This window comes from candidate division WOR-3 bacterium (assembly GCA_013177935.1).
GTDB lineage: Bacteria > Hydrothermota > Tepidihabitantia > Tepidihabitantales > Tepidihabitantaceae > Tepidihabitans.
The window spans coordinates 24497-45534 of record JABLXZ010000004.1; the positions used below are offsets into that span (position 1 = coordinate 24497).

18 protein-coding genes and 1 other RNA gene are annotated in these 21038 nt (G+C 51.0%); 12 read left to right on the forward strand and 7 right to left on the reverse strand.

The annotated features are described in order from the left end of the window. Positions 1–26 precede the first annotated feature (26 nt). The 12 genes from fusA to purF all read left to right on the forward strand — a co-directional run bounded on the left by fusA (position 27) and on the right by purF (position 12682). Positions 27–2105, forward strand: coding sequence for an elongation factor G (gene fusA, locus HPY86_06730; GenBank protein ID NPV14610.1), 2079 nt, complete (start codon positions 27–29; stop codon positions 2103–2105). Between the two features lie 266 nt (positions 2106–2371). Next, a complete protein-coding gene (locus HPY86_06735) occupies positions 2372–2560 on the forward strand; it encodes a hypothetical protein (protein ID NPV14611.1) in 189 nt (62 codons plus the stop codon). A gap of 70 nt (positions 2561–2630) precedes the next feature. Next, positions 2631–2963, forward strand: a complete 333-nt coding sequence (locus HPY86_06740; protein NPV14612.1) for a hypothetical protein — start codon at positions 2631–2633, stop codon at positions 2961–2963. Positions 2964–3044: 81 nt separating this feature from the next. Next, positions 3045–4424, forward strand: a complete 1380-nt coding sequence (locus tag HPY86_06745; GenBank protein NPV14613.1) for a phosphomannomutase/phosphoglucomutase — start codon at positions 3045–3047, stop codon at positions 4422–4424. A 15-nt stretch (positions 4425–4439) separates the two neighbouring features. Beyond that, positions 4440–5180, forward strand: a complete 741-nt coding sequence (locus HPY86_06750) for a tRNA 2-thiocytidine biosynthesis protein TtcA (GenBank protein ID NPV14614.1) — start codon at positions 4440–4442, stop codon at positions 5178–5180. 58 nt (positions 5181–5238) lie between these two features. Beyond that, positions 5239–6855, forward strand: coding sequence for a tetratricopeptide repeat protein (locus HPY86_06755; protein NPV14615.1), 1617 nt, complete (start codon positions 5239–5241; stop codon positions 6853–6855). A 9-nt stretch (positions 6856–6864) separates the two neighbouring features. Further along, entirely contained in the window at positions 6865–7830 is a 966-nt protein-coding gene (locus tag HPY86_06760) for an ABC transporter substrate-binding protein (GenBank protein ID NPV14616.1), read from the forward strand. A gap of 27 nt (positions 7831–7857) precedes the next feature. Next, an RNA gene (ffs, locus tag HPY86_06765) (signal recognition particle sRNA large type) lies at positions 7858–8124 on the forward strand. Positions 8125–8143: 19 nt separating this feature from the next. Next, positions 8144–9625: a DNA polymerase III subunit gamma/tau gene (gene dnaX / locus HPY86_06770; GenBank protein NPV14617.1), complete on the forward strand. Its 1482-nt coding sequence runs from the start codon at positions 8144–8146 to the stop codon at positions 9623–9625. Beyond that, the gene (gene recR, locus HPY86_06775) at positions 9622–10209 is read left to right on the forward strand and encodes a recombination protein RecR (GenBank protein NPV14618.1); all 588 of its coding nucleotides are present in this window, start codon (positions 9622–9624) and stop codon (positions 10207–10209) included. The genes dnaX and recR overlap by 4 nt, the downstream gene beginning before the upstream one ends. A 52-nt stretch (positions 10210–10261) precedes the next feature. Next, complete coding sequence (locus HPY86_06780; protein NPV14619.1) at positions 10262–11140, forward strand: radical SAM protein; 879 nt, start codon at positions 10262–10264, stop codon at positions 11138–11140. A gap of 90 nt (positions 11141–11230) precedes the next feature. Continuing rightward, a complete protein-coding gene (gene purF / locus HPY86_06785; GenBank protein NPV14620.1) occupies positions 11231–12682 on the forward strand; it encodes an amidophosphoribosyltransferase in 1452 nt (483 codons plus the stop codon). A gap of 95 nt (positions 12683–12777) precedes the next feature. Here the strand turns inward: purF and ftsZ are convergent, their stop codons facing one another. The 7 genes from ftsZ to murD form a co-directional block, all read right to left on the reverse strand. Continuing rightward, entirely contained in the window at positions 12778–13872 is a 1095-nt protein-coding gene (ftsZ, locus tag HPY86_06790; GenBank protein NPV14621.1) for a cell division protein FtsZ, read from the reverse strand. A 24-nt stretch (positions 13873–13896) separates the two neighbouring features. Continuing rightward, positions 13897–15123 carry a cell division protein FtsA gene (gene ftsA / locus HPY86_06795; protein NPV14622.1) on the reverse strand — a complete coding sequence of 409 codons (1227 nt, stop codon included), beginning with the start codon at positions 15121–15123 and terminating at the stop codon, positions 13897–13899. Between the two features lie 63 nt (positions 15124–15186). Then, a complete protein-coding gene (murB, locus tag HPY86_06800) occupies positions 15187–16131 on the reverse strand; it encodes a UDP-N-acetylmuramate dehydrogenase (GenBank protein NPV14623.1) in 945 nt (314 codons plus the stop codon). Continuing rightward, positions 16128–17549 carry a UDP-N-acetylmuramate--L-alanine ligase gene (locus HPY86_06805; protein ID NPV14624.1) on the reverse strand — a complete coding sequence of 474 codons (1422 nt, stop codon included), beginning with the start codon at positions 17547–17549 and terminating at the stop codon, positions 16128–16130. The genes murB and HPY86_06805 overlap by 4 nt, the downstream gene beginning before the upstream one ends. Then, the gene (gene murG, locus HPY86_06810) at positions 17534–18568 is read right to left on the reverse strand and encodes an undecaprenyldiphospho-muramoylpentapeptide beta-N-acetylglucosaminyltransferase (GenBank protein ID NPV14625.1); all 1035 of its coding nucleotides are present in this window, start codon (positions 18566–18568) and stop codon (positions 17534–17536) included. The genes HPY86_06805 and murG overlap by 16 nt, the downstream gene beginning before the upstream one ends. Continuing rightward, on the reverse strand, positions 18498–19724 hold the full coding sequence (locus tag HPY86_06815; protein ID NPV14626.1) for an FtsW/RodA/SpoVE family cell cycle protein: 1227 nt from the start codon (positions 19722–19724) through the stop codon (positions 18498–18500). The genes murG and HPY86_06815 overlap by 71 nt, the downstream gene beginning before the upstream one ends. Then, positions 19702–20967 (reverse strand): UDP-N-acetylmuramoyl-L-alanine--D-glutamate ligase, encoded by a 1266-nt coding sequence (gene murD / locus HPY86_06820; GenBank protein NPV14627.1) that lies wholly within the window; start codon positions 20965–20967, stop codon positions 19702–19704. Before murD ends, HPY86_06815 begins: the two co-directional genes overlap by 23 nt. Between the last annotated feature and the right edge of the window lie 71 nt (positions 20968–21038).

A 21038-nucleotide genomic window follows, 5' to 3' on the forward strand; every position in this document is an offset into this window, starting at 1 on the left:
CTTAATGTTAGCATTACTTTTTATCTATGTCCGATTACGACCTTAAACGAATTCGCAACATCGGCATTGCGGCGCACATCGATGCCGGCAAAACCACCACAACCGAACGCATCCTCTACTACACCGGCCGCATTCATCGGATGGGCGAAATTGACGAAGGCACAACCCAGATGGACTGGATGACGCAGGAACGGGAAAGGGGCATCACCATCACCGCCGCCGCAACCAGTGTCCAATGGCTGGACCATCGTATCAACATCATCGACACCCCGGGTCATGTTGATTTTACCATTGAGGTTGAGCGTTCGCTCAAGGTTCTGGATGGCGCCATCATCGTCCTTTGCGGCGTGGGCGGTGTGGAACCGCAAACCGAAACGGTCTGGCGGCAGGCCGACCGTTACCAAGTGCCACGCATCGCCTTTGTCAACAAACTCGACCGGCTCGGTGCCGACTTCTATCGGGTGATAAAAATGATGGAAGAGAAGTTTGAACAAACCCCGCTGCCGGTGCAACTTCCCATCGGGGTCGAAGACCAATTTGTCGGCGTAATTGACCTGATAACTCAAGAAGCCTGTATCTGGCGCTCCGAAGACCTCGGCGCCACCTTCGACACCGCACCCATCCCCGCCGAGTACCAAAAAGTGGTTGCCGAATACCGCCACCGGCTCCTCGATGTCCTCACAACATTTGATGAAACACTTCTCGACCGATACCTCAGCGGCACCGAACCAACACCTGAAGAGTTAAAGCACGCCATCCGGCGTGGTACCATCGAACGACGCATCGTTCCCGTCTTCTGTGGCGCCGCCTTTCGTAACAAAGGCATCCAGAAACTGCTTGACGGCATTGTCGAATATCTACCCTCACCCGTTGATATCCCGCCGGTAAAAGGCATCAATCCCAAAACCCAGAAAGCGGAGTCCAGGTCCGCGGACCCGAAAGCCCCTTTCTCCGGCTTGATTTTCAAACTTGCCTTTGACCCCCAGCGCGGGATGCTTTCCTACATCCGGGTATATTCAGGAAAGGTGGAAACCGGTGATGTTGTGTTTGCCGTTCCCGAAATGAAACGGTTACGGGTCCAGCGTCTGGCACTCGCCCATGCCAATCGCTACGAAGAGGTTGACTCCCTTTCCGCTGGTGAAATCGGTGTGGTCATCGGATTAAAGGAAAGCCGCACCGGACAGACGCTCTGCGACCTTGCCCATCCCATCGCCTTCGAACCAATCAAAGCACCGGAGCCGGTGGTATTCCTTGCCATCGAACCCCGGACCAGAGCCGATGACGAAAAACTGCAAACCGCCCTCCAAACAATGGCGCTCGAAGACCCGACCTTCAAAATCCGCACCGATGAAGAAACCGGCCAGTTAATCCTTTCGGGAATGGGCGAACTCCATCTCGAAATCCTGCTCGACCGGCTGCAGCGTGACTACGGAGTTGCGGTACATCCGGGAAAACCCCAGGTGTCCTATCGGGAAACGATAACCTCCACCGCCACTGCCGAAGGTAGATTTATCCGCCAGACCGGAGGTCGGGGACACTTTGCCGTGGTCAAACTGGCGCTCGAACCCGCACTCGATGGCAACTGGGTTGTCAACGAAATTCGGGAAGGCACCATCCCGAAACAGTTTCTACCACCAATTGAACAGGCGGTGGCAGAATGTTTTGAAACCGGGGTCCTTGCCGGTTATCCGATAATTAACACCAGGGTCCACATCATTGACGGTGCCTATCACGAGGTGGACTCTTCGGATGTCGACTTCAAGGTGGCGGCAGCGCAGGCATTCCGTGAAGCATTCCTTGCCGCCCAGCCGACATTTTTGGAGCCGATAATGGAACTGGAAGTGGTGACTCCGGAGCAGTATCTTGGTACCGTTCTTGCTGACATCAATGCCCGCGGCGGCAGAATCATCCACCTCGATGCGGTTAAAGGTCACCAGATTATCACCGCTGAGATACCCCTTTCCAAAACCTTTGGCTACGCCACCAGCCTGCGTTCCCTCACCCAGGGTCGCGCCAGCCACTCAATGCAGTTCAAACGGTTTAGCCCGGTTGACGAGGAGACCAGAATCAAACTTTATCCCCTGTTCGGCGAAACAAAAAAATAATACCGCAAAACCGGGAAAAAATCACCCCATCGCCCGTTACTGCTCAACAGACTAAAAACCCTGATACGACTCACTGAACCGTTGGGGGAACGGCTCCCCGATTAACTCCTTAAACCCTTTTCCCCACCCTGCCTGACCCCATCTTAAAAACCACATAATTGGCACTCCATTGTGCTATCTTATTGAAATTTTACGAGTTAACTTGCCAACTACTTTCCCTAACACTTTTCCCCGCATTTTAAACTACCCAATCTTGGCTCCTCTGGATGATTTTGGGGCAACCGGTTGTCAGGGAAAATCGAAATGTGGCACCTATTCTACCTGCAATTATCACAACCCGGGGAACGATAGCCGAAGAACAAGCCGCTATGTCAACCAACGCGCACCTGCTTCTGGGACTATCCCCGGCAGAAACAGATTACCATCGCCTCACCTATTTTTTCCTTGACATTTAACATTTTTATATTAAATTAGTTACGGTATGAGAAGCCAAAGCAGCAAAGCCAAACCAAAAAGGAGGTAGTAATGAAAAAAGCGCTGCTACTCGGTATCATCCCGCTCGTCTGCCTGACAATGATGACCGGATGTATCCCGGGATTCTACACTGTGGGAACACTTTACACTTCGGTAAAGACACCGGCATCGGCAGTCGCCTATTATGGTCCGCAGGCAACAAGTAATGCCAAAGTGGCAAAGGTAACCGCAACCAACATCCTCGGACTCATTGCCACCGGCGATGCCAGCCTTGAAGCGGCAATGCGTGAAAGTGGAATCAAAAAGGTTCACCATATTGACCAGGAGGTAACCAGCATCCTCGGTTTGTGGTCAACCTACACGATTTACGTTTACGGCGAATAAAACCTGATAACACCTTTGGGGGCGATTAACTCGCCCCCGTTTTTTTTGCCTGAAAAACAATTTTTTGCTAATATTGAATTAATGTTCAATCCGGCAATCTTTCGTGAGTACGATATCCGGGGCAAGGCGGCAACCGACCTTTCGGACGATGTTGTTTACCGTCTGGCTCAGGCTTTCGGCACCTACATCCAGCAGAAAGGTGTTTATCAATGTATCATCGGCAGGGATGTTCGCCTATCCGGACCAAGGATTGAAAAGGCGCTAACCGAAGGGTTGCTTGCTACCGGTGTTGATGTGATAAAGATTGGCGTAGTTCCCACACCGGTATTTTACTTCTCTTGTTTCCATCTGAATATCAACGCCGGCATAATGATTACCGCCAGCCACAACCCGCCAAATGAAAACGGCTTCAAAATTGGAATGTACAAAACCACCATCTACGGTGAAGAAATTCAAATGCTGCGTCAAATAGGCGAAGAGGGCAAATTTGCCATTGGCAAAGGCAAACTGAGCGAGTGCGATGTGATTGAGCCTTACATTGCGATGTGTTTGTCGAAAGTAAAAATCTCTAAACCGCTCAAGGTGGTTTTTGACCCGGGTAACGGCACCGCTGGTGTTCTCCTTGAGAGACTTTTGGCAAAAACCCCGGTCCAGCCGATATTTATCAACTTAACACCCGACGGCAACTTTCCCGGTCACATACCAGACCCGACTGTGCCGGCGTATCTTGAACAGGCGATCAACCTGGTTAAAGAAACCAATGCCGATTGCGGCATCGGCTACGATGGTGATGCCGACCGAATCGGTGTCATCGACGAAACCGGTACCACCATTTATGGCGACCGGCTTCTGGCGCTATTTGCCCGGGAGATTCTTGCCCGTCAGCCCGGAGCAAAGATTGTGTTTGAAGTCAAATGTTCTCAGGGGCTGGTGGAATACATCAAAAAACTGGGCGGTGTACCGATAATGTGGAAAACGGGCCACTCGCTTATCAAAGCAAAGATGAAATCAGAAGGTGCCTTAATCGCCGGCGAGATGTCGGGCCATATGTTCTTTGCCGACGACTACTACGGCTATGACGACGCCATCTTCGCCTCCCTGCGGTTGCTACAACTCCTCGCCAGTTCGGGAAAACGGCTATCAGAACTGGCAGCGGAAATTCCCTACTACTACGCCACACCCGAAATCCGGGTTAAAATCGAAAGCCCGGATGCCGACCATTGGAAATTTGAGGTGGTAGCGGCATTGAAAGAGCATTTCCGCAGCCGGTTTGAAACAATTGACATCGACGGCGTACGGGTTGTATTTCCGGATGGCTGGGGTCTGGTCCGCGCCTCCAACACCCAGCCGATTCTCGTTTTGCGCTTTGAAGCCAAAACCCCGGAAAGGCTCAAAGAAATCAGGCAACTGTTTTATGAACAGTTGCGCAGATTCCCGGAAGTTGTGCTACCCGAAGACTGAACCCACCGTTTAAAAATGCACCGTTCTGAACGGCTTCTCCGGGCGGCACTGAGCCCGAATCAACTCATTGAAGAAAATGAGAAGGTTGCGGTCGGGCTTTCCGGCGGTGCCGACAGCCTGTGTTTACTTTTAACCCTCTGGGAGTACAATCGCCGCCATCGAAAAAACTGGCAGATTTATCCCATCCACATCAATCCCGGATTTCCCGGCTGGAAAACCGAGCGTATTGAGGCAATCTGCCAGCGGTTTGGGCTTACCTGTACGGTCAAAACGGTCAATGTTCCGGCAAAACTTCAGGCAACTGAAACCGACTCCTGCTTTTTCTGCGCCCATGAGCGGCGCAAAGCGCTCTTTTCATCCGCAGTTGAGCTGGGCTGCCATAAAGTGGCGTTGGGTCATCATCTTGAAGATGTCAATGAGACCTTTCTGTTAAACCTCCTCTTCACATCCTCGGCACGAACGATTCTGCCCCGCCAACCACTCTTTTCCGGCCGGCTTGTTGTTATTCGTCCCCTCTACTACTTCACCGAAGAGCTTATCCGCACCCGACTCAAAGCCGCTGCGCTTCGACCGGTGCGCAACCGCTGTCCGTACGGAACGAAGAGCAAGCGTATGCTCATCCGCCGCATTCTTACCCGGCTCGCCCGCACCGACCCCCGCATCAAAACCAACATCTTCTGGGGTATCCACAACTTGAAGCCGGAATATTTGCCCGGGAAAACGATTTCTCGCCAACAACTTATGGACGATGTTTGACAGTCAAAACAAAATGGTTATGATTTTTTGTTTATTATAAAATCTCAGGAGGATAAAAATGTTAACTTTTCGTCGGTTTGCAATACTGCTTGCCGTCCTAAGTGCGGTCGTCTTCGCCCAGAAAGTACCGCTCGACGCCCTGTTAAGAGGGGGACGCATCCATTATCAAGGTGGCCGCTATGAACGCGCCCGCGAACAGTTTGAGAAGGCGCTTGACCAGTACGGCACGACCGTTGACAACACCACCCTCGCCAGTATTCATCTCTGGCTCGGGTTGTGCGAAGCCCAGTTAAACCGGCTCACACCTGCGGCTGACCACTTCCTCAAAGCAATCGAGAACGACTCCCTGCTCATAACCACGATTCGCAACGATGAACAGCAGGAGTACTGGGTCTGGACCGCCTTTATCACCGCCAGCCGGGGCAATTACACCGCGGGTGATTATGAGAAGGCAATAACCTATGCCCGTGCCGCCCTTAAAATTCATCCGGACCGCTCTCAGCCCTATTCGCTCATTGCCAACGCCTACAGCACAATGGGAAAGTACGAAGATATGCTTACCACCGCCCGGCAAATGCTTGCCCTCAACACCGCCAGCGCCGAAGCCTACTCACTCATTGGCCTTTACTTCTTCCAGAAACCGGACAGTGCCTGGACAACACCCCAGGCAAAGCGAGCCCGCTGGGACTCGGTCTATTATTATTACAGTGAGGCGCTGAAGATTTATCGCGCCCGCCTTGATAGCGCCGTCACCGAACTGGGTAACCTTCTTAAAACCACCGATACCAGCCGCATCCGCTCGGTTGCTGAACAACTGGTCGAAAAACAGCGATTCTTCCCGCCCGAAGAGCTGAAGCGCTACATCGAAAAGGAGTTACAGGGTGGTAAGCAACTGGAAAAGTTTGCTCAGATTACTTCCCGGCTTTTTTATGCCGAGAACAATCTCAATGTCACTTCCGCCCGGCTCGGTACCGCCTTGCTTCGGGCATCAGCCGAAGCCAAACGGGATACCGCCGAGCGATATCGAGCCTTAGCCGAATCTCTTTTCGCCCAGGCGCTACTATACGACCGGTTTGACTTTACGACGATGTTCAACCTTGGTATCGCCCAATACCAGGGTCGCAATGACAGCCTTGCTGCCGCCACCTTTTCCCGGGTTATTGCCGGAACGGTCGTTCCGCTCACTGTACTACCACAAAATGTAATCACTCAACTCATCTCGCAAATCTCGCCTGAGGCGGCAAAAACCGGCTATCTCCAACTAACCGGTGACCTCCTCGCAATTGTTGATAGCACACTTTTCACCCTTGGCTATCGTGGTGGCAGTTACGCCTGGTTCTACTTCCCGGACAAAAGGGAACAAAAGGAATTCCCTTTGAGCCCTTCTGATACCGCCGGGATGTTTTTAAGTGTTGAAAGCCCGGTCCAGCTGGAAAACATCTACCTCCTCTACGGCATAAGTCAAACCGGCTTTGGCCTTGCCCAGATTGAAGCCTCGCGGGCAGAACTGGGAAAATCGGTGCTTAATCAGGCGATTCCCAATCTGATAATGACCACAAAAATCAACCCCAAAAATGCCGAAGCCTACCTCAATCTTGTTCACTGCTATCGGGAAACCGGCAATAAAGAAAAAGCGGCATGGGCTTACGAGATGTATAAAAAATTGAGTAAATAAGGAGAAAAGATGACGAAACTTTTAACCGCAATTATCATTGTCCTCAGTCTGGTTCTGGTAGGTGTAATCCTGTACCCCCAATTACAGGAAAATCGGCCCCAGCATCTTCGTTTCGCCTGTGACAGTTCGGTTGCGGCTTTGCCATTCATCGTTGCGGTTCAGGATACCCTGTTTACAAAAAACCGCATTGACCCCGAACTGGTATTCTACTCCGACCCGGAAAAAGCCCTTGATGAACTGTTTGCCGGCAACATCGATGTCGGCATCTTCCCCTGGAGTACGGTATTTAAACGCATCGCGGCTAAAGGTGAAACTCTTAAGGTGTTTATGGCGGTTGAATTTCGACCCACCTTACCGGTCGATGCAATCGCCAAACCGGCAAAAGGGAAAATCAAAACGGTCAACGACCTTAAAGACAAAAGACTTGGTTATCCACCGGTGCTGCGTGACTATCTACCGCTCCTCCTCGCCAGTGCCAACCTGCTGCCGGCAAATGTTAAACTTACCGAAGTTCCGCTCACGACATTACCATCCCGTCTCGCTGCCGGCGAGTTTGATGCGGTGTGGGTTCTGGAACCATACATCACCCTTATTGACTTTACGAAATTCGATACGCTGAGTGCCCTGACAACAAAGTATATCACCAGTCCATTTCCCGCCTATGCGATTGGTTTCAGCCCCGAGTTCTTGAAGAAAACCACCAAGAATCAGCGCACCAGGCTCAAAATCGCACTTGATGCGGCGGTTGACCGTATTGATGCTCAACCCAACGAGGTAAAGAAAGTGCTTAGTCGATTCTTCTTCGGCAACGACACCACCGGCACAGGCGCTCGTCTACCACTGTTTCAGAAAATCGCCGAGATTAACAAACCTGGAATCCAGACCCTCGCGAGCCGGATGCTTACGCTCGGCATTTTGACCGATACCCTTGATACCCGGGGCATATTTGCCCAGCCGGCACAGCTGATGCGTTAATGATTGCCCGGGAATTGCCTTTTCCGGTCGTGCTAGACGGGGGGTTGGCGGTCCCCTGTAACCCGAAACCCGCCTATGCGGGGTCGAAAGGGATACCGAGTGCAGCGCGATGCGGGTTAAGTTTGAAATCAGGGACAGCGATGAAAATCGGGTCCGGTGAGGACAGCCACCGTGAACCCCGCCAGGACCGGAAGGTAGCAACGGTAAACGGAGCGGCGGTTCGTCACCGGGGTGCCTGGTTGGAGCTGTTCCGGTTCAAACCCCCTCATCGTCTGTGCCAGGGTCCTGGCACGACCGGATTTGTCGCCGATTGATGCTCACTCGTAAAGTTTTAACACTTAAGTATCGGCCCCAGACTTTCGCTGAACTTCTGATTCAAGACCATGTCCGCAATACCCTGACCCGTGCCATTGAACTCAACCGGCTTGCCAATGCCTATCTCTTCAGTGGACCGCGTGGTGTCGGCAAAACAACGACCGCTCGCATACTGGCAAAAAGTCTCAACTGTCTTTCCTTTGACAAACCAACGACCACACCCTGCAACCAGTGTTCCGCTTGCGTCGAAATCGCTGAATCCCGAAGTATGGATGTTCTGGAAATCGACGGTGCCTCCAACCGGGGAATTGACCAGGTGCGGGAACTGCGAGAAAACATAAAGTACTCTCCGGCCAGCCTGCGCTACAAAATTTACATCATCGATGAAGTGCATATGCTGACGACTGAGGCTTTCAATGCTTTACTTAAAACGCTGGAAGAACCACCTGCCCATGCGAAATTTATCCTTGCAACGACCGCCGCCCACAAAGTACCGCCCACCATTACCTCGCGCTGTCAGCGGTTTGATTTTCGCAAAGCGACCCCGGCAGAAATTGTTCAGCGCCTCACCTGGATTGCCGAAAGAGAAAACATCAAAATTAGCCCGGAGGCATTGACCGCTATTGCTCGTCGAGCCGATGGCGCAATCCGGGATGCTGAAGGACTATTGGAACAACTCGCCACCTATAGTCCGGAAGGGGTCGAACTTTCTCACGCTGAGGAACTTCTTGGCCTTGTCCCAGCAAACCTTTTTTTCGAATACGCTGAACTACTGGCAACCGGAAACGCCCGCGGCTTGTTTGAGTTTATCGACCGGCTCTTTACATCAGGCTACGACTTTATCGAGTTTTACTCTGGAGCGGTCACCCACTTCCGCAACCTGCTTGTCGCTAAACTGAATGGCTTACCTCCTGAGGCGGGCTTCTCCGCTGAAGAGCTCGACCGAATAAATAAACAAGCCGCCCGGTTCTCCCGCGAACAACTTATGGAGATTCTCAAACTGTTAAGTGAAAACGAAACAGCGGCTCGTTACTCTCAGATTCCCCGCTTGCTGCTGGAAATTGTGTCGCTGAAACTCCTGGGAGAAAACCTCGTACCCACGGCTCAAAATCAACACCTTGCCCGTGAAAAAACGAACGACCCATCACCAACGCCTCCCAATCCGCCCCCAGCCAACGAACTTGAGCAGGTCTATTGCCAGCTGTGTTCCCGGCTCGCAGCGCAAAAAGCACCCCTCGCCGCCCTTCTTAAACTCGGCACGCCAACCGCCTACGACTCATCAATCTTCAAAGTAACCTTCCCTCGTGAACACAAAGGCATAATCCTCCAGATAGAAAAACACCAAAAACTGATCGACTCGATACTTTCCGAAATTACCGGGAAACCTACTCGTCTTAACGCCTGTGTCCGGCAGGAAAACAAACCTGACCACTTGAAAGATAAACTCAAAAAACATTTTGGTGAGGTTGAAGAACAGTGAGTCAAACCCTGGAAAAACTGATAACTGTTCTTTCCCGCCTCCCCGGTATCGGCAAAAAGTCCGCTCAGCGTATCGCATTCCATCTGCTTAAGAACCCTAGTTTGAGTCAGGAGCTTGAAGAATCACTCACCCGGGCGCGCCAGCACCTCCGGCTCTGCTCCATCTGTTTCAACATCACCGAAGATGAGGTCTGCGCAATATGCGCCGATGCAAACCGGAATCCCAGAACGATATGTGTGGTTGAAGAACCGGCTGATGTGCTGGTCATCGAACAAACCGGACAATACCGGGGTCGTTACCACATCCTTGGCGGTGTGATTTCACCTCTGGACAATGTTCCGCCGGAGAGTCTCCACATCAAAGAGCTACTGGCACGGGTCCAGAAAGAAGGAATTACCGAGGTGATTATCGCCACCAACCCAACAACCGAAGGTGAGGCATCGGCGATTTACATTGCCCAGCTTCTCAAACCTCTAAACATCCAGGTTACACGCATCGCCCGGGGTTTACCGGTTGGCAGCGACCTGGAACTTGCCGACCGTGAGACCATCGCCCGTGCCTTAGAAGGACGCCAAGCAATCTAACAGCCCCATTGCTCTTCTTTGCCTGTTAATAGATTTCCCCTAAAATTTAATCGTGCTTTGCAACGCTTGCCCTTTTGAATGTTCTGTAGACCGCTCGGTTCAACCCGGACGGTGTCGAGCAACTGCGGAAATTGAAGTCGCCCAAGCGCAACTGCACTATTGGGAAGAACCGCCCATTTCAGGAACCCGGGGTTCCGGAACTATTTTCTTTACCCATTGTAATCTTGCCTGCAAATTCTGCCAGAACTACGACATCTCGCAAGAAGGATACGGTAACAAAGTTACACCTCAACGCTTGGAGGAGATTATTTTCGAACTCCATGACCGTGGTGCCCACAATATAAACCTTGTTACTCCGACCCATTACTCCCAACAACTTATTCCGATTCTTGAAAAGGTAAAACCGAGACTTAAAATCCCTATTGTCTGGAACTCAAATGCTTACGAAAAAGTTGAAACCTTGCGTGCGCTCGAAGGCTTAGTCGACATCTATTTGCCCGATTTCAAATACTTCTCCGATGAACTAGCGCGCAAATACTCCGCTGCCCCGAACTACTTCCAATTTGCCACGCAAGCGATAATCGAAATGAAACGTCAAACCGGGCAAATCATCTACGACGACCAGGGCATTATGAAAAAAGGGCTAATAATCCGTCACCTTGTCTTGCCGGGTCAGGTGGAAGATTCAAAAAAAATACTCCTCTGGATAAAAGAAAACCTTGGCACCTATACGCCACTCAGCCTTATGGCACAGTACTACCCCACCTACCGTGCCCAAGAACTCGAAGGAATGAACCGCCGGCTTCGACCCTCAGAATACGAAACAATCCGTCAGTTCTTTATTGAACTGGGTTTTGAGCAAGGTTTTTGCCAGGAACTTTCCTCCGCCTCGGGCGATTTTACCCCTGATTTTGAGGGACGTGGAGTTTGACCATCGCATGGCACTTAAGCGACAGACATGATTCTTGAGTCTTTAACAACGTTAATTTGACTTAAATCAAACCCTATTTACAATAAAAGGATGTGCGGCGTATTAGGACTCTTCTATGAAAAGGGCCCGGTTGCGATGGATTTGCTTGAAGGACTCCTTGCCCTCCAGCACCGGGGACAAAATTCTGCTGGCATCCTCACCTCAGACATCACTCTGCATCTGAAAAAAGGCAACGGTCTCGTAACACAAGTATTTAATGAAAAAAACCTTGCCCGTTTAACTGGCTCGCTGGGTATCGGCCATACACGTTACCCGACAATTGGTCCGGGCTCGAGCGAAGATGCACAGCCATTCTATGTCAACTACCCCTATGGCATTGCAATGGCACATAATGGCAATGTTACCAACTATTTTCATCTCCGTGAAGAACTTAAGAAAAAAGACCGCCGACAGTTAACAAGCTTCTGTGACCTCGAACCCATCCTCCATATCTTCGCCGGTGAACTGGAAAAGACGAAGGGGACACGAGTAAAACCCGATGATGTGTTTCGGGCAATTCAGGCGGTTTTCCGCCGCACTCAGGGCGCCTACTCAGTTGTTGGTCTAATCCATCGTCAGGGGCTTTTTGCCTTCCGTGATGCTAAAGGCATCAGACCACTTGTAATTGCCCGGGACGGCCGAAGTTTTGCCGTAGCATCAGAAAGCGTGGCGCTCGATATCCTCGGTTTCAAACAGTTTCGTGACATCCGCCCCGGCGAAGCGATCTTCATCGATGCCCAACACCGATTGCACCGTCGGGAGATAAAAAAGGGTGAACTCTACACCTGCATATTTGAATTTGTTTATTTCGCACGCCCCGATTCTGTAATCGACAATATCGAAGTTTATGAAGCCCGCCTGCGCCTCGGTGAAAAACTCGCCGCTGAAGTTCGACGCCGGGGATTAAAGCCCGATATGGTTATCGCCGTTCCTGATACCGCACGACCGGCTGGCGTCGCCCTTGCCCGGATGCTGGGGCTCGAACTGCGGGAGGGCTTGATTAAAAACCGCTACATCGCCCGCACCTTCATTATGCCCTGGCAGTCCAACCGTTCCCACTCGGTAAGACAGAAGTTGAATCCCGTCCGCTCGCAAATCCAGGGCAAAGATGTCCTTTTGGTTGACGATTCCATTGTCCGCGGCACAACTTCAAAGGAGATTGTCCAGATGATTCGGGAAGCCGGCGCCCGCAAGGTTTTCTTGGCAATTACCGCGCCGCCACTTCGCTACCCGTGTGTGTACGGAATCGATATGATGACTCGTGGTGAATTCATCGCCAAAGGCCGAACCGAAGAAGAAGTCTGTCAAATCATCGGTTCCGATGCACTAATTTATCAGACCTATGACGGGTTGATTGAAGCGGTACGCGGTGAACAGTCCTCCCGCCACTTCTGCACCGCCTGTTTTAAAGGGGTTTATCCAACTGGTATAACCCGCAAAGATTTGAAACTCTTAGAGGCAGAACGAACCTACTGGATGCGAACCGCTGTTGAAAAAATTTGAATTCCAAATCATGTAAAAATTAACAAAAAGAAGTAGGTTCCAGCCGGCAGGAGGCTTGAATATCACCGACTGGAACCTACTGAGAGCCTGCGCCTTCAGTCAAGTTGTTTTCTAATAAATGTCGGCACCTCCAGATTAGTTGGGTCAACTGTGCGCTCACCGCGCTTTATTCCTGTCCCGCGAATTAGGGACTCGTCTAAGTTATTTAACAAATCACTGACATCTTCAAACCTTGGTAACGGCTCATTGAGTCCAGTGGCAATTAGCGTCACCTTTAACGCCGACTTCATACCCTCCAAACGCGCCGCCCCCATTCTGATATCTGCCTGACCATTGGTCGCGTGAAAGATAATTGACGCCGCTTCATCTACCTCCTTGAGGGTCATAGTCTCATCGCCCGAAATATTGAGCAGTACCCGGCGGGCGCTTTCAATCGATACATCCTCAATCAACGGTGAGCGCAGCGCCCGATGCGCCGCTTCCGTAGCACGCCCTTCACCCTGCGCAATACCAACCGACATTACCGCGCCCCCTCGTTCGCTCATCACAGTCCGGACATCAGCGAAATCAATGTTGATTAGCTGCCGCGTGGTAACGATTTCGGAAATGCCACTAACTGCGTTTAACAAAACCTCGTCCGCCAATCGAAACGCCTCAAAACAGGGTTGTGCACCATAGACTTCTAAAATTCGCTGATTAGGCAGCACAATCAGCGTGTCGACATGCGGGCGTAGCATATCAATCCCCATCCGTGCCTTTTCCTGGCGCTGTTTACCTTCAAAATCAAACGGCCGCGTAACCACCGCCACAACCAGGGCACCCTGTTGCTTTGCCTCCTGCGCGATAACCGGTGCTGCACCAGTGCCAGTACCTCCCCCCTCTCCCGCTGCAATGAACACCATGTCGAAACCGGCAAGGTGCTCTCGTAATGTTTGAATCGACTCCTCTGCTGCCTGACGCCCAATTTTGGGGTCACCACCCGAACCCAACCCGCCGGTCAACTGTGCTCCGATTTGAATCTTATTAGGTACCAGACACATCGACAAAGCCTGCAGGTCGGTATTTACTGCGTAGAGCTCAACACCGCCCAGCTTAACTTCACACATATGATTTACCGCATTACAACCAGCGCCTCCTACCCCGAACACGCCAATCCGGGTTAGATTTCTTTCTTCTACTGGTTCAATCATCTTGCCTCCTTTTATTTTATAGCCTCACGAAAACCATCCTTTAATATCATCCCAGAGCCTTTGCCCCAGACCCAGGGGCGGCAACTGGTGAAACTGTCTTCCCCTTCCTTCAACAGCACACTTTATCAACCCTGCTGCCGTACTGAAAGCAGGATTCTGAGTAACCTCCCGCGGTCCGTTAATACGGTCCGGCCTTCCAATCTTTACCGGCATACCGCAAATTTGCTCTGCAAGAATATCGATTCCAGGGAGCAACGCACCGCCCCCAGTTAAAACCACCCCCGCGGAAAGACCATCACCCAGTCCGGACTTTCGCACTTCACTATCAGCCAGATTTAGCAACTCTTCAACCCGCGGTTCAATTATCGACGCCAGCAATCGGCGGGAAACCTCTTTGGGACCTCGGCCCGAAGCATCCTCAATCGTCAGTGCCTCGTCGCGTTCCACCATTGCCGCCATCGCCACACCTTTCTCCCGTTTTACCCGCTCCGCTTCCTGGTAGGAAGTTCGAAGCCCAATTGCAACATCCTTCGTAATGTTCGCCGCGCCGACCGGTAGCAATTTGGTGAATCTTATCTCGCCCTCACGATAGATCGAAATGTCCATCACCCCACCGATGTCAATTACCGCAACTCCCAGCTCCTTATCCTGCTCATCACATACCGCAAATGAAGTCGCAAGCGACTGCAACACTAACACCCGGGAACGTATCTCCAGGCGTTCCAGCACCCGATACACATTTTCAATTGCGGTAACCGCACCAATCACAAGTAACGCTTCCACCTCAAGCCGAACCCCGAAAAGCCCCAGTGGATTACGAACCCCTTTCTGGCCATCAACGATAAACTGCGTCGGTATCACATGAAGAATCTGCTCATCGTTCGGCAACCGAATCGTCTGTGCCTGCCGAATCACATCTTCAACATCTCGTGGTTGAATTCCCTTTGTTGGTCGGCTAACTGGTACCGCACCCAGACCGGACAGGTACTTAATATGGTCACCCGTAATGCCGGTAAAAACCTGACAGTTTCGAAACCGGCACTGTGCCATCTTCTCCGCATCTTCCATTGCCCGAGCAACAGAATCAATCGCTTTATCAAGACTGATTACAACGCCCAACCGGAACCCATCAGGCGGTGCCGTTCCAAATCCTTTGATTTCAATCTTCCCCACCGAGTCGACTTCGGCGATCATACAGCAAATTTTGGTACTACCAATATCAACGGCCGCAATTCGCTTCAACTTTGACATAAACCTACCTCCTTTTCTCCTCCAACTTACCCCGACATTTAATCGGTTCACATTTCACCTTCATCAATTAAACCCTCCTCCCCCATCTTCAAATTTCGGCAGCAACTGAACCTCCTCATCAAGTTCGATTCCGGTTTTTTCCTCAACCACCGCCTTAATCAACTGAGCCAATTCATAAACATCAGCAAACTTAGCCCCTCCAATATTGACAATAAAATTGGCGTGCTTTTCGGAAACCTTCGCTCCTCCCACCTGTACTCCCTTTAAGCCGCAACGCTCGATTAATGCACCGGCCGGCGTATCACGAGCTGGGTTCTTGAAAAAAGAACCGGCTGATGGCTCATTGGGATGTTTGTGCCAGCGGCTCTCCCGAATCGCTTTAACACTTTGCTCACTGCGTCCCGTTGACAGTCGTAACACCGTATCGACTGCAATGAATGAACTGTCCATCACCGGGCTACGATACTCATTCCGCAGCTCCGCTTTTTCCAGAACTCGAAATGCACCATACCTATCCATTACCCTCACCCTAACAACAAGTTCACCCAAACAACGACCAAATGCCCCGGCGTTACTTAAAAGTCCACCACCTACGGTTCCGGGAATACCAGCGAGAAAATCCGCTCCTTTCAACTCGTGTTCCTCGGCAAATTCGGCAATATGGTCTAATCGAACACCCGCTCCGGCGGCTACCAGAACTCCTCCCTCCCCATCCGGTCCAATTACTTCAATCCGGGCAAAATCTCCCCCCAATTTTACCACTACGCCCCTTAAACCCTGGTCAGAAACAACTACATTGGTCCCTTGACCCATTACATTCATCTTGATCTGATAATCCACGACTAAAGAACGCAGCGCCGTCAACTGTCTTTCATTCTTGACAACCACCAACACATCGGCTGGTCCACCAATCCGAAAACTGGTCCACTGCGCCAGCGGTTCATCAAACTTCAACACCGCATCACTACCTTCCAACAAGCGCACCAACTCTGCGCGCCACCCCTTCACCTTTTCTCCTTTCTATCGTCGGGGTCCGCCGCACCGGTTCCCTCTCTTAACATCTGTAATATCTCTCCTGCCAGGTGCGTAATGCTGCCTGCTCCTAATGTCAGTACGACATTGTTGCGCTGCAACCGCTTTCGAAGAAATTCTGGGACCAAACTTAGGTCAGAAATATGATGGACAATTAACCCGGGACGGCTCTTGTTTTTCACCGCATCAACTATCAACTTTTCATCCACTCCAGGAATTGGTGACTCCCCTGCCGGATAAATTCCCGTGATAATCACCTCATCGGCGCTGTCAAAACTTGTTCCAAACTCCTCAGCCAGCAGTTTCGTGCGCGTGAAACGATGGGGTTGAAATACCACCAGTATTCGTTCGTTAGGATAGGCGTGGCGCAGTGTTTCTACCGTTACCCTGATTTCAGTTGGATGGTGACCGTAGTCATCATAAATAACAATTCCATCCACTTCCCCCCGTTTTTCCAGCCTCCGATGTACCCCAGAAAATGTTGCCAGTGCCTGCTCGATTGTCTTAAAATCAATCCCCAGCTCTATACCAACAGCAATCGCGGCTAACGCATTCTGAACATTATGCCTTCCTGCCATTCCCAGACTGAACCGGCCCACCTCTTTACCCCCATAAAGCAGAGAAAATGCCGAACTCCAGCGATAAAGCTGGACATCTTTTGCCTGAAAATCAGCCGGATTATCAATTGCATAGGTCACCACTCGTCGCATTATTCGAGAACGAATTGCCCGCACCGCTGGCGAATCAACCCCAAGAATTACACTGCCGTAAAATGGGACGCGATTAACAAATCGAACAAATTCCCGTTTCAAATCTGACAGGTCGCGATAGAAATCAAGGTGTTCTGGTTCAATGTTGGTAACAACGGCAATTGAAGGATAAAGGAGGAGAAACGACCGGTCACTCTCATCTGCCTCCGCAACCAGGTACTCCGACTGTCCGAGACGCGCTCCGGCGTCGGCTCCCATTATGATACCACCAATCACTGCCGTTGGGTCAAACCCCGCCCGTGTCAAAATGTGAGTCACAAGCGAGGTCGTCGTTGTCTTCCCGTGACTACCAGAAATTGCAATTGAAAACTTCAACCGCATCAACTCCGCCAGCATTTCCGCCCGTCTGATCACCGGTACCCCCCTTGCCAGCGCAGCCACGAGTTCCGGATTATCTTCTTTGACCGCCGTAGAATAAACCACCACTTCGGCATCACCGCAGTTTGCGGCATCGTGTCCGATAAAGACTGTAATTCCCGCCTCGCGCAACTTGTTTGTAACCTCGCTCTCCTTCAAATCCGAACCCGAAACCTCAAACCCCAAATTCTTCAGGACCAGTGCAATTCCTGACATTCCACTTCCACCAATGCCCACAAAATGAACCCGTTTTAGTTTGCCAAACACCGCTCCATCCTTTCGGTAATTTCCCGTGCCGCTCCGGGTTTTGCCAGCGCTTTGGCACATCGCTCCATCTCCTGACGCCGCTGTTTGTCCGCGATTAAAGTACGGACCAAACTCGTCAAACCGGAAATCTGATTCTGCTCAAGAACAATTGCCGCACCATGGGAAGAGACAAAATGTGCATTTGCCTCCTGGTGCCGGTCCGCCGCGCCGGGAAACGGAATCAGAATCATCGGGATACCGAAAACAAGCAATTCGTTAATTACCATGCCGCCCGCCCGGGATACAGCAATTGTTGCCCGCCGATAAAGCTCTTCCGGGTGGTCTGTCCATTCAACCAGCTCGCAGTTTGCTGACCGCACGAGTGCTTTTATCGCGGCGTAATCGCGCCGGCCCGTCAGTATAATAAAATTGAGATTGGTCAAAGCCGCTGCGGTATCAAGTGCTGCAAGATTCAACACTCTTGCTCCCTGACTACCACCAAGGATAAGAACCGTCTTACCATCATCCTGCCGATGCCCATTGACAATTTCTTCTCGCAGTGGGGTCCCGGTAATCGAAAACCGCCCTGGGAAAGGCTTTTCCGGCGGAAAGGTAAGAAACGACTCCCGGGCATGAGGGGCAAAAAATCTCGTCACCCTACCGGGTATTCGATTCTGCTCCAGAAGGAAAAATTGCCTTCCCTGCAGCCACGCGGCAAGTAGAATCGGGGCCGAAACAAATCCTCCGCTTGCAACAATCGCATCAGGTTGTTCTTTTGTCAAAACTCTCATACTTTGAAAAAAACCTTGTACCAGTCGTGCCAGATTTATAATCTTACCTCCAACTCCTTTTCCAGAAAATTTCCCGGCGCTAACGGGCTCAAAAACATAGCCCGCCTTTGTTACGATATCTCGCTCCATACCTTCTAACCTTCCCGCCCACACCACCTCAACGCCACGCTGCGTTAATTCACGGGCGAGGGCGAGCGCCGGAAAGATATGGCCACCGGTTCCACCCGCGACGATTAACACCTTCTTCAATTCCACTTCTCCGATATTTTGAAATCTTCAACACCATTCCCGCAGCGAAAAGGTTCGCCATTAATGCTGAACCACCGTACGATATGAAAGGTAATGGCTGACCCGTCGTTGGGATGATACTCAATGCCACCGCCTGATGCACAAAGGCATATAGAATAATCACTACTCCAATGCCACAACCCAGAAGATGCCCGAATTCAGTTGTTGTCCGCTGCGCGATGCGCAAACTTCGCAGGAAAAAAATCAGATAAAGCACCATTACCCCAAAACAGCCTAAGAAACCCATCTCTTCACCAATTGCACAGAAGATAAAATCCTTATGTAACTTCGGCAAAAAATAGTATTTCTGGCGACCTTCGCCCAGACCGCGTCCCACCAGTCCTCCTGAACCCAGGGCAATCAAAGCCTGTTCCTGTTGATACCGGTCGCCGGCACGAAACTTGTCCCACCGCTCGACAATGTACTGATACTTACTGTTCCGTAGTACCGGTAACATCAGTAACCCTGCTCCAATGACCAGCATCACCACCAAACCAGCAGTAAGCAGATAACGCCACTTTACTCCCGCAACAACAAATAGGACTCCGCTCGAAAGGGCGATAATAAAACTTGTTCCCACCGCCGGTTGCATAAGTGTCAGCATTACAATCATCCCGACAACGAGCCCCGGCTTCAACAAGGAATTTAGAAAAGTTGGCTTTTTGCCCGAAGCATTGAGTTCGGCAAAATAGCCGGCAAGCCAGATAACCACAACAAACTTGGCAAACTCTGCCGGTTGAAATGCACCAAGAATATTGCGTTTGGTAACGCCGACCAACTCACCCAAAAACAGCGTTGCGATGAGTGCACCTACAGTTAGTATTAGTAAAAACCGTCGCGCGCCCGGACTGGCAAGCCGGAAGATATTTAACTTCGTTCCCACCCATAACGCTAAGATGCCAATTATCGCTCTTAATAACTGCCACTTCAGGTAGTGGAATCCCCAATGATAGGTTGAGGCATAGACCATCACCACACCGAGCAGTGTCAATGTAACCACGACGGCCAAAAGGGCGTAATCAATGGGAGCATTAGGACGCTCGACACTCTCCCTCGCAAATGAACTTGCTGCAAGCACACCGTTGGTTGTTGGTCTATGCCAGTTTACCGACCTCATTTTTGAACGCCTTTCCCCTTTCCTGAAAATTGCGGAACATATCAAAACTGGCAAATCCGGGTGAAAATAGCACAATGTCTCCCTTAATCGCTCTTGCCGATGCCAGATGAACTGCTTCACGCATGGTCGTGGCGAATTCAAACCGCTTGAAACCCAATCGGGAAAGTCCTTGTGCCAGCCTCGCGGTGTTTTCACCTAAAAGAACAACCCACTTCGCATGTCTTTTCATCGCTTTCAGATACTCATCCGGTTCTACCCCTTTGTCCTTGCCGCCGGCAATCAATATCACCTTCTTCGTAAAAGCCTCGATTGACCGAACCCCGGCTCGAGGATTAGTGCACATCGAATTGTTTATATAGAGAACTCCTGCTATCTTTTTTACGAACTCAAGTCTGTGCTCCAATCCTTGAAAATTCTTTAGCGCCGTCCTGATTGCATTGTGAGAAACACCCAGAATTTTTGCCACACAAACCGCAGCTAGGGCGTTTTCAATATTGTGTTTGCCCGGTATCTTGATTTCTCCCACCGGTGCCACCCGCTCCTTTTGAAAATAGAGCCAGCCGCCTGAGAGATAGCTACCCTTAACCTGCTTCGCGAACGAGAAAAATAACTTTTCTGCCCTGCCCCGGCTTCTCATTGAACGGACCCTCGGGTCGTCATAGTTCAGCACCGCCCAATCACCCTCCTGCTGCCGTTCGAAAATTCGCGCCTTAGCTTCAACATAACAACGCAGTGTCTGATGCCGGTCAAGATGGTCTGGGCTGATATTGAGTACTACTGCGACCCTCGGTGCCAGATACTTTGCCCGTTCTAACTGAAAACTCGACACCTCAACGCAGTAGAATTCCTTCGGTGCCATAATCAGGGCGGTTGAAAGCGGTTTACCCGGTGCGATATTGCCGCCCAGAAAAACCTGCCTTTTGTCCGACTTGAGCATCGCGGCGATCAACGCCGTGGTTGTTGACTTACCATTAGTTCCGGTAACCGCAATCAGTACCCCGGATAAAAAGCGACTTGCGAAATCCAGTTCATCAACAATCGGCACATTACGCCCGTGAAAAAATTGTACCAACGGGTGTTTTTCCGGTATTCCCGGGCTGACAACAACCAAATCGACGGTCTGGCGCCGCCATTTTTTCAAACCTGTTTCAATCAATCTTTCTATCGCCGGTTCCTTCCAGACCTGTTCGTTGTCATCGTTGCCATAAACAACCGCGCCCGATTTTATAAGAAATCTACTCACCGCTTTTCCTGCCCGACCCAAACCAAGAACCAGAATGCGCCTACCTTTCAAGATACTCGCAGTAAAATTTC

Coding starts and splice junctions, on each gene's coding strand:
- HPY86_06760 (NPV14616.1), top strand. CDS start 6,865: ATGACGAAACTTTTAACCGCAATTATCATTGTCCTCAGTCTGGTTCTG.
- ftsZ (NPV14621.1), bottom strand. CDS start 13,872: ATGATTGAACCAGTAGAAGAAAGAAATCTAACCCGGATTGGCGTGTTC.
- fusA (NPV14610.1), top strand. CDS start 27: ATGTCCGATTACGACCTTAAACGAATTCGCAACATCGGCATTGCGGCG.
- HPY86_06745 (NPV14613.1), top strand. CDS start 3,045: ATGTTCAATCCGGCAATCTTTCGTGAGTACGATATCCGGGGCAAGGCG.
- ftsA (NPV14622.1), bottom strand. CDS start 15,123: ATGTCAAAGTTGAAGCGAATTGCGGCCGTTGATATTGGTAGTACCAAA.
- HPY86_06755 (NPV14615.1), top strand. CDS start 5,239: ATGTTAACTTTTCGTCGGTTTGCAATACTGCTTGCCGTCCTAAGTGCG.
- HPY86_06750 (NPV14614.1), top strand. CDS start 4,440: ATGCACCGTTCTGAACGGCTTCTCCGGGCGGCACTGAGCCCGAATCAA.
- purF (NPV14620.1), top strand. CDS start 11,231: ATGTGCGGCGTATTAGGACTCTTCTATGAAAAGGGCCCGGTTGCGATG.
- dnaX (NPV14617.1), top strand. CDS start 8,144: ATGCTCACTCGTAAAGTTTTAACACTTAAGTATCGGCCCCAGACTTTC.
- HPY86_06815 (NPV14626.1), bottom strand. CDS start 19,724: ATGAGGTCGGTAAACTGGCATAGACCAACAACCAACGGTGTGCTTGCA.
- HPY86_06735 (NPV14611.1), top strand. CDS start 2,372: ATGATTTTGGGGCAACCGGTTGTCAGGGAAAATCGAAATGTGGCACCT.
- HPY86_06740 (NPV14612.1), top strand. CDS start 2,631: ATGAAAAAAGCGCTGCTACTCGGTATCATCCCGCTCGTCTGCCTGACA.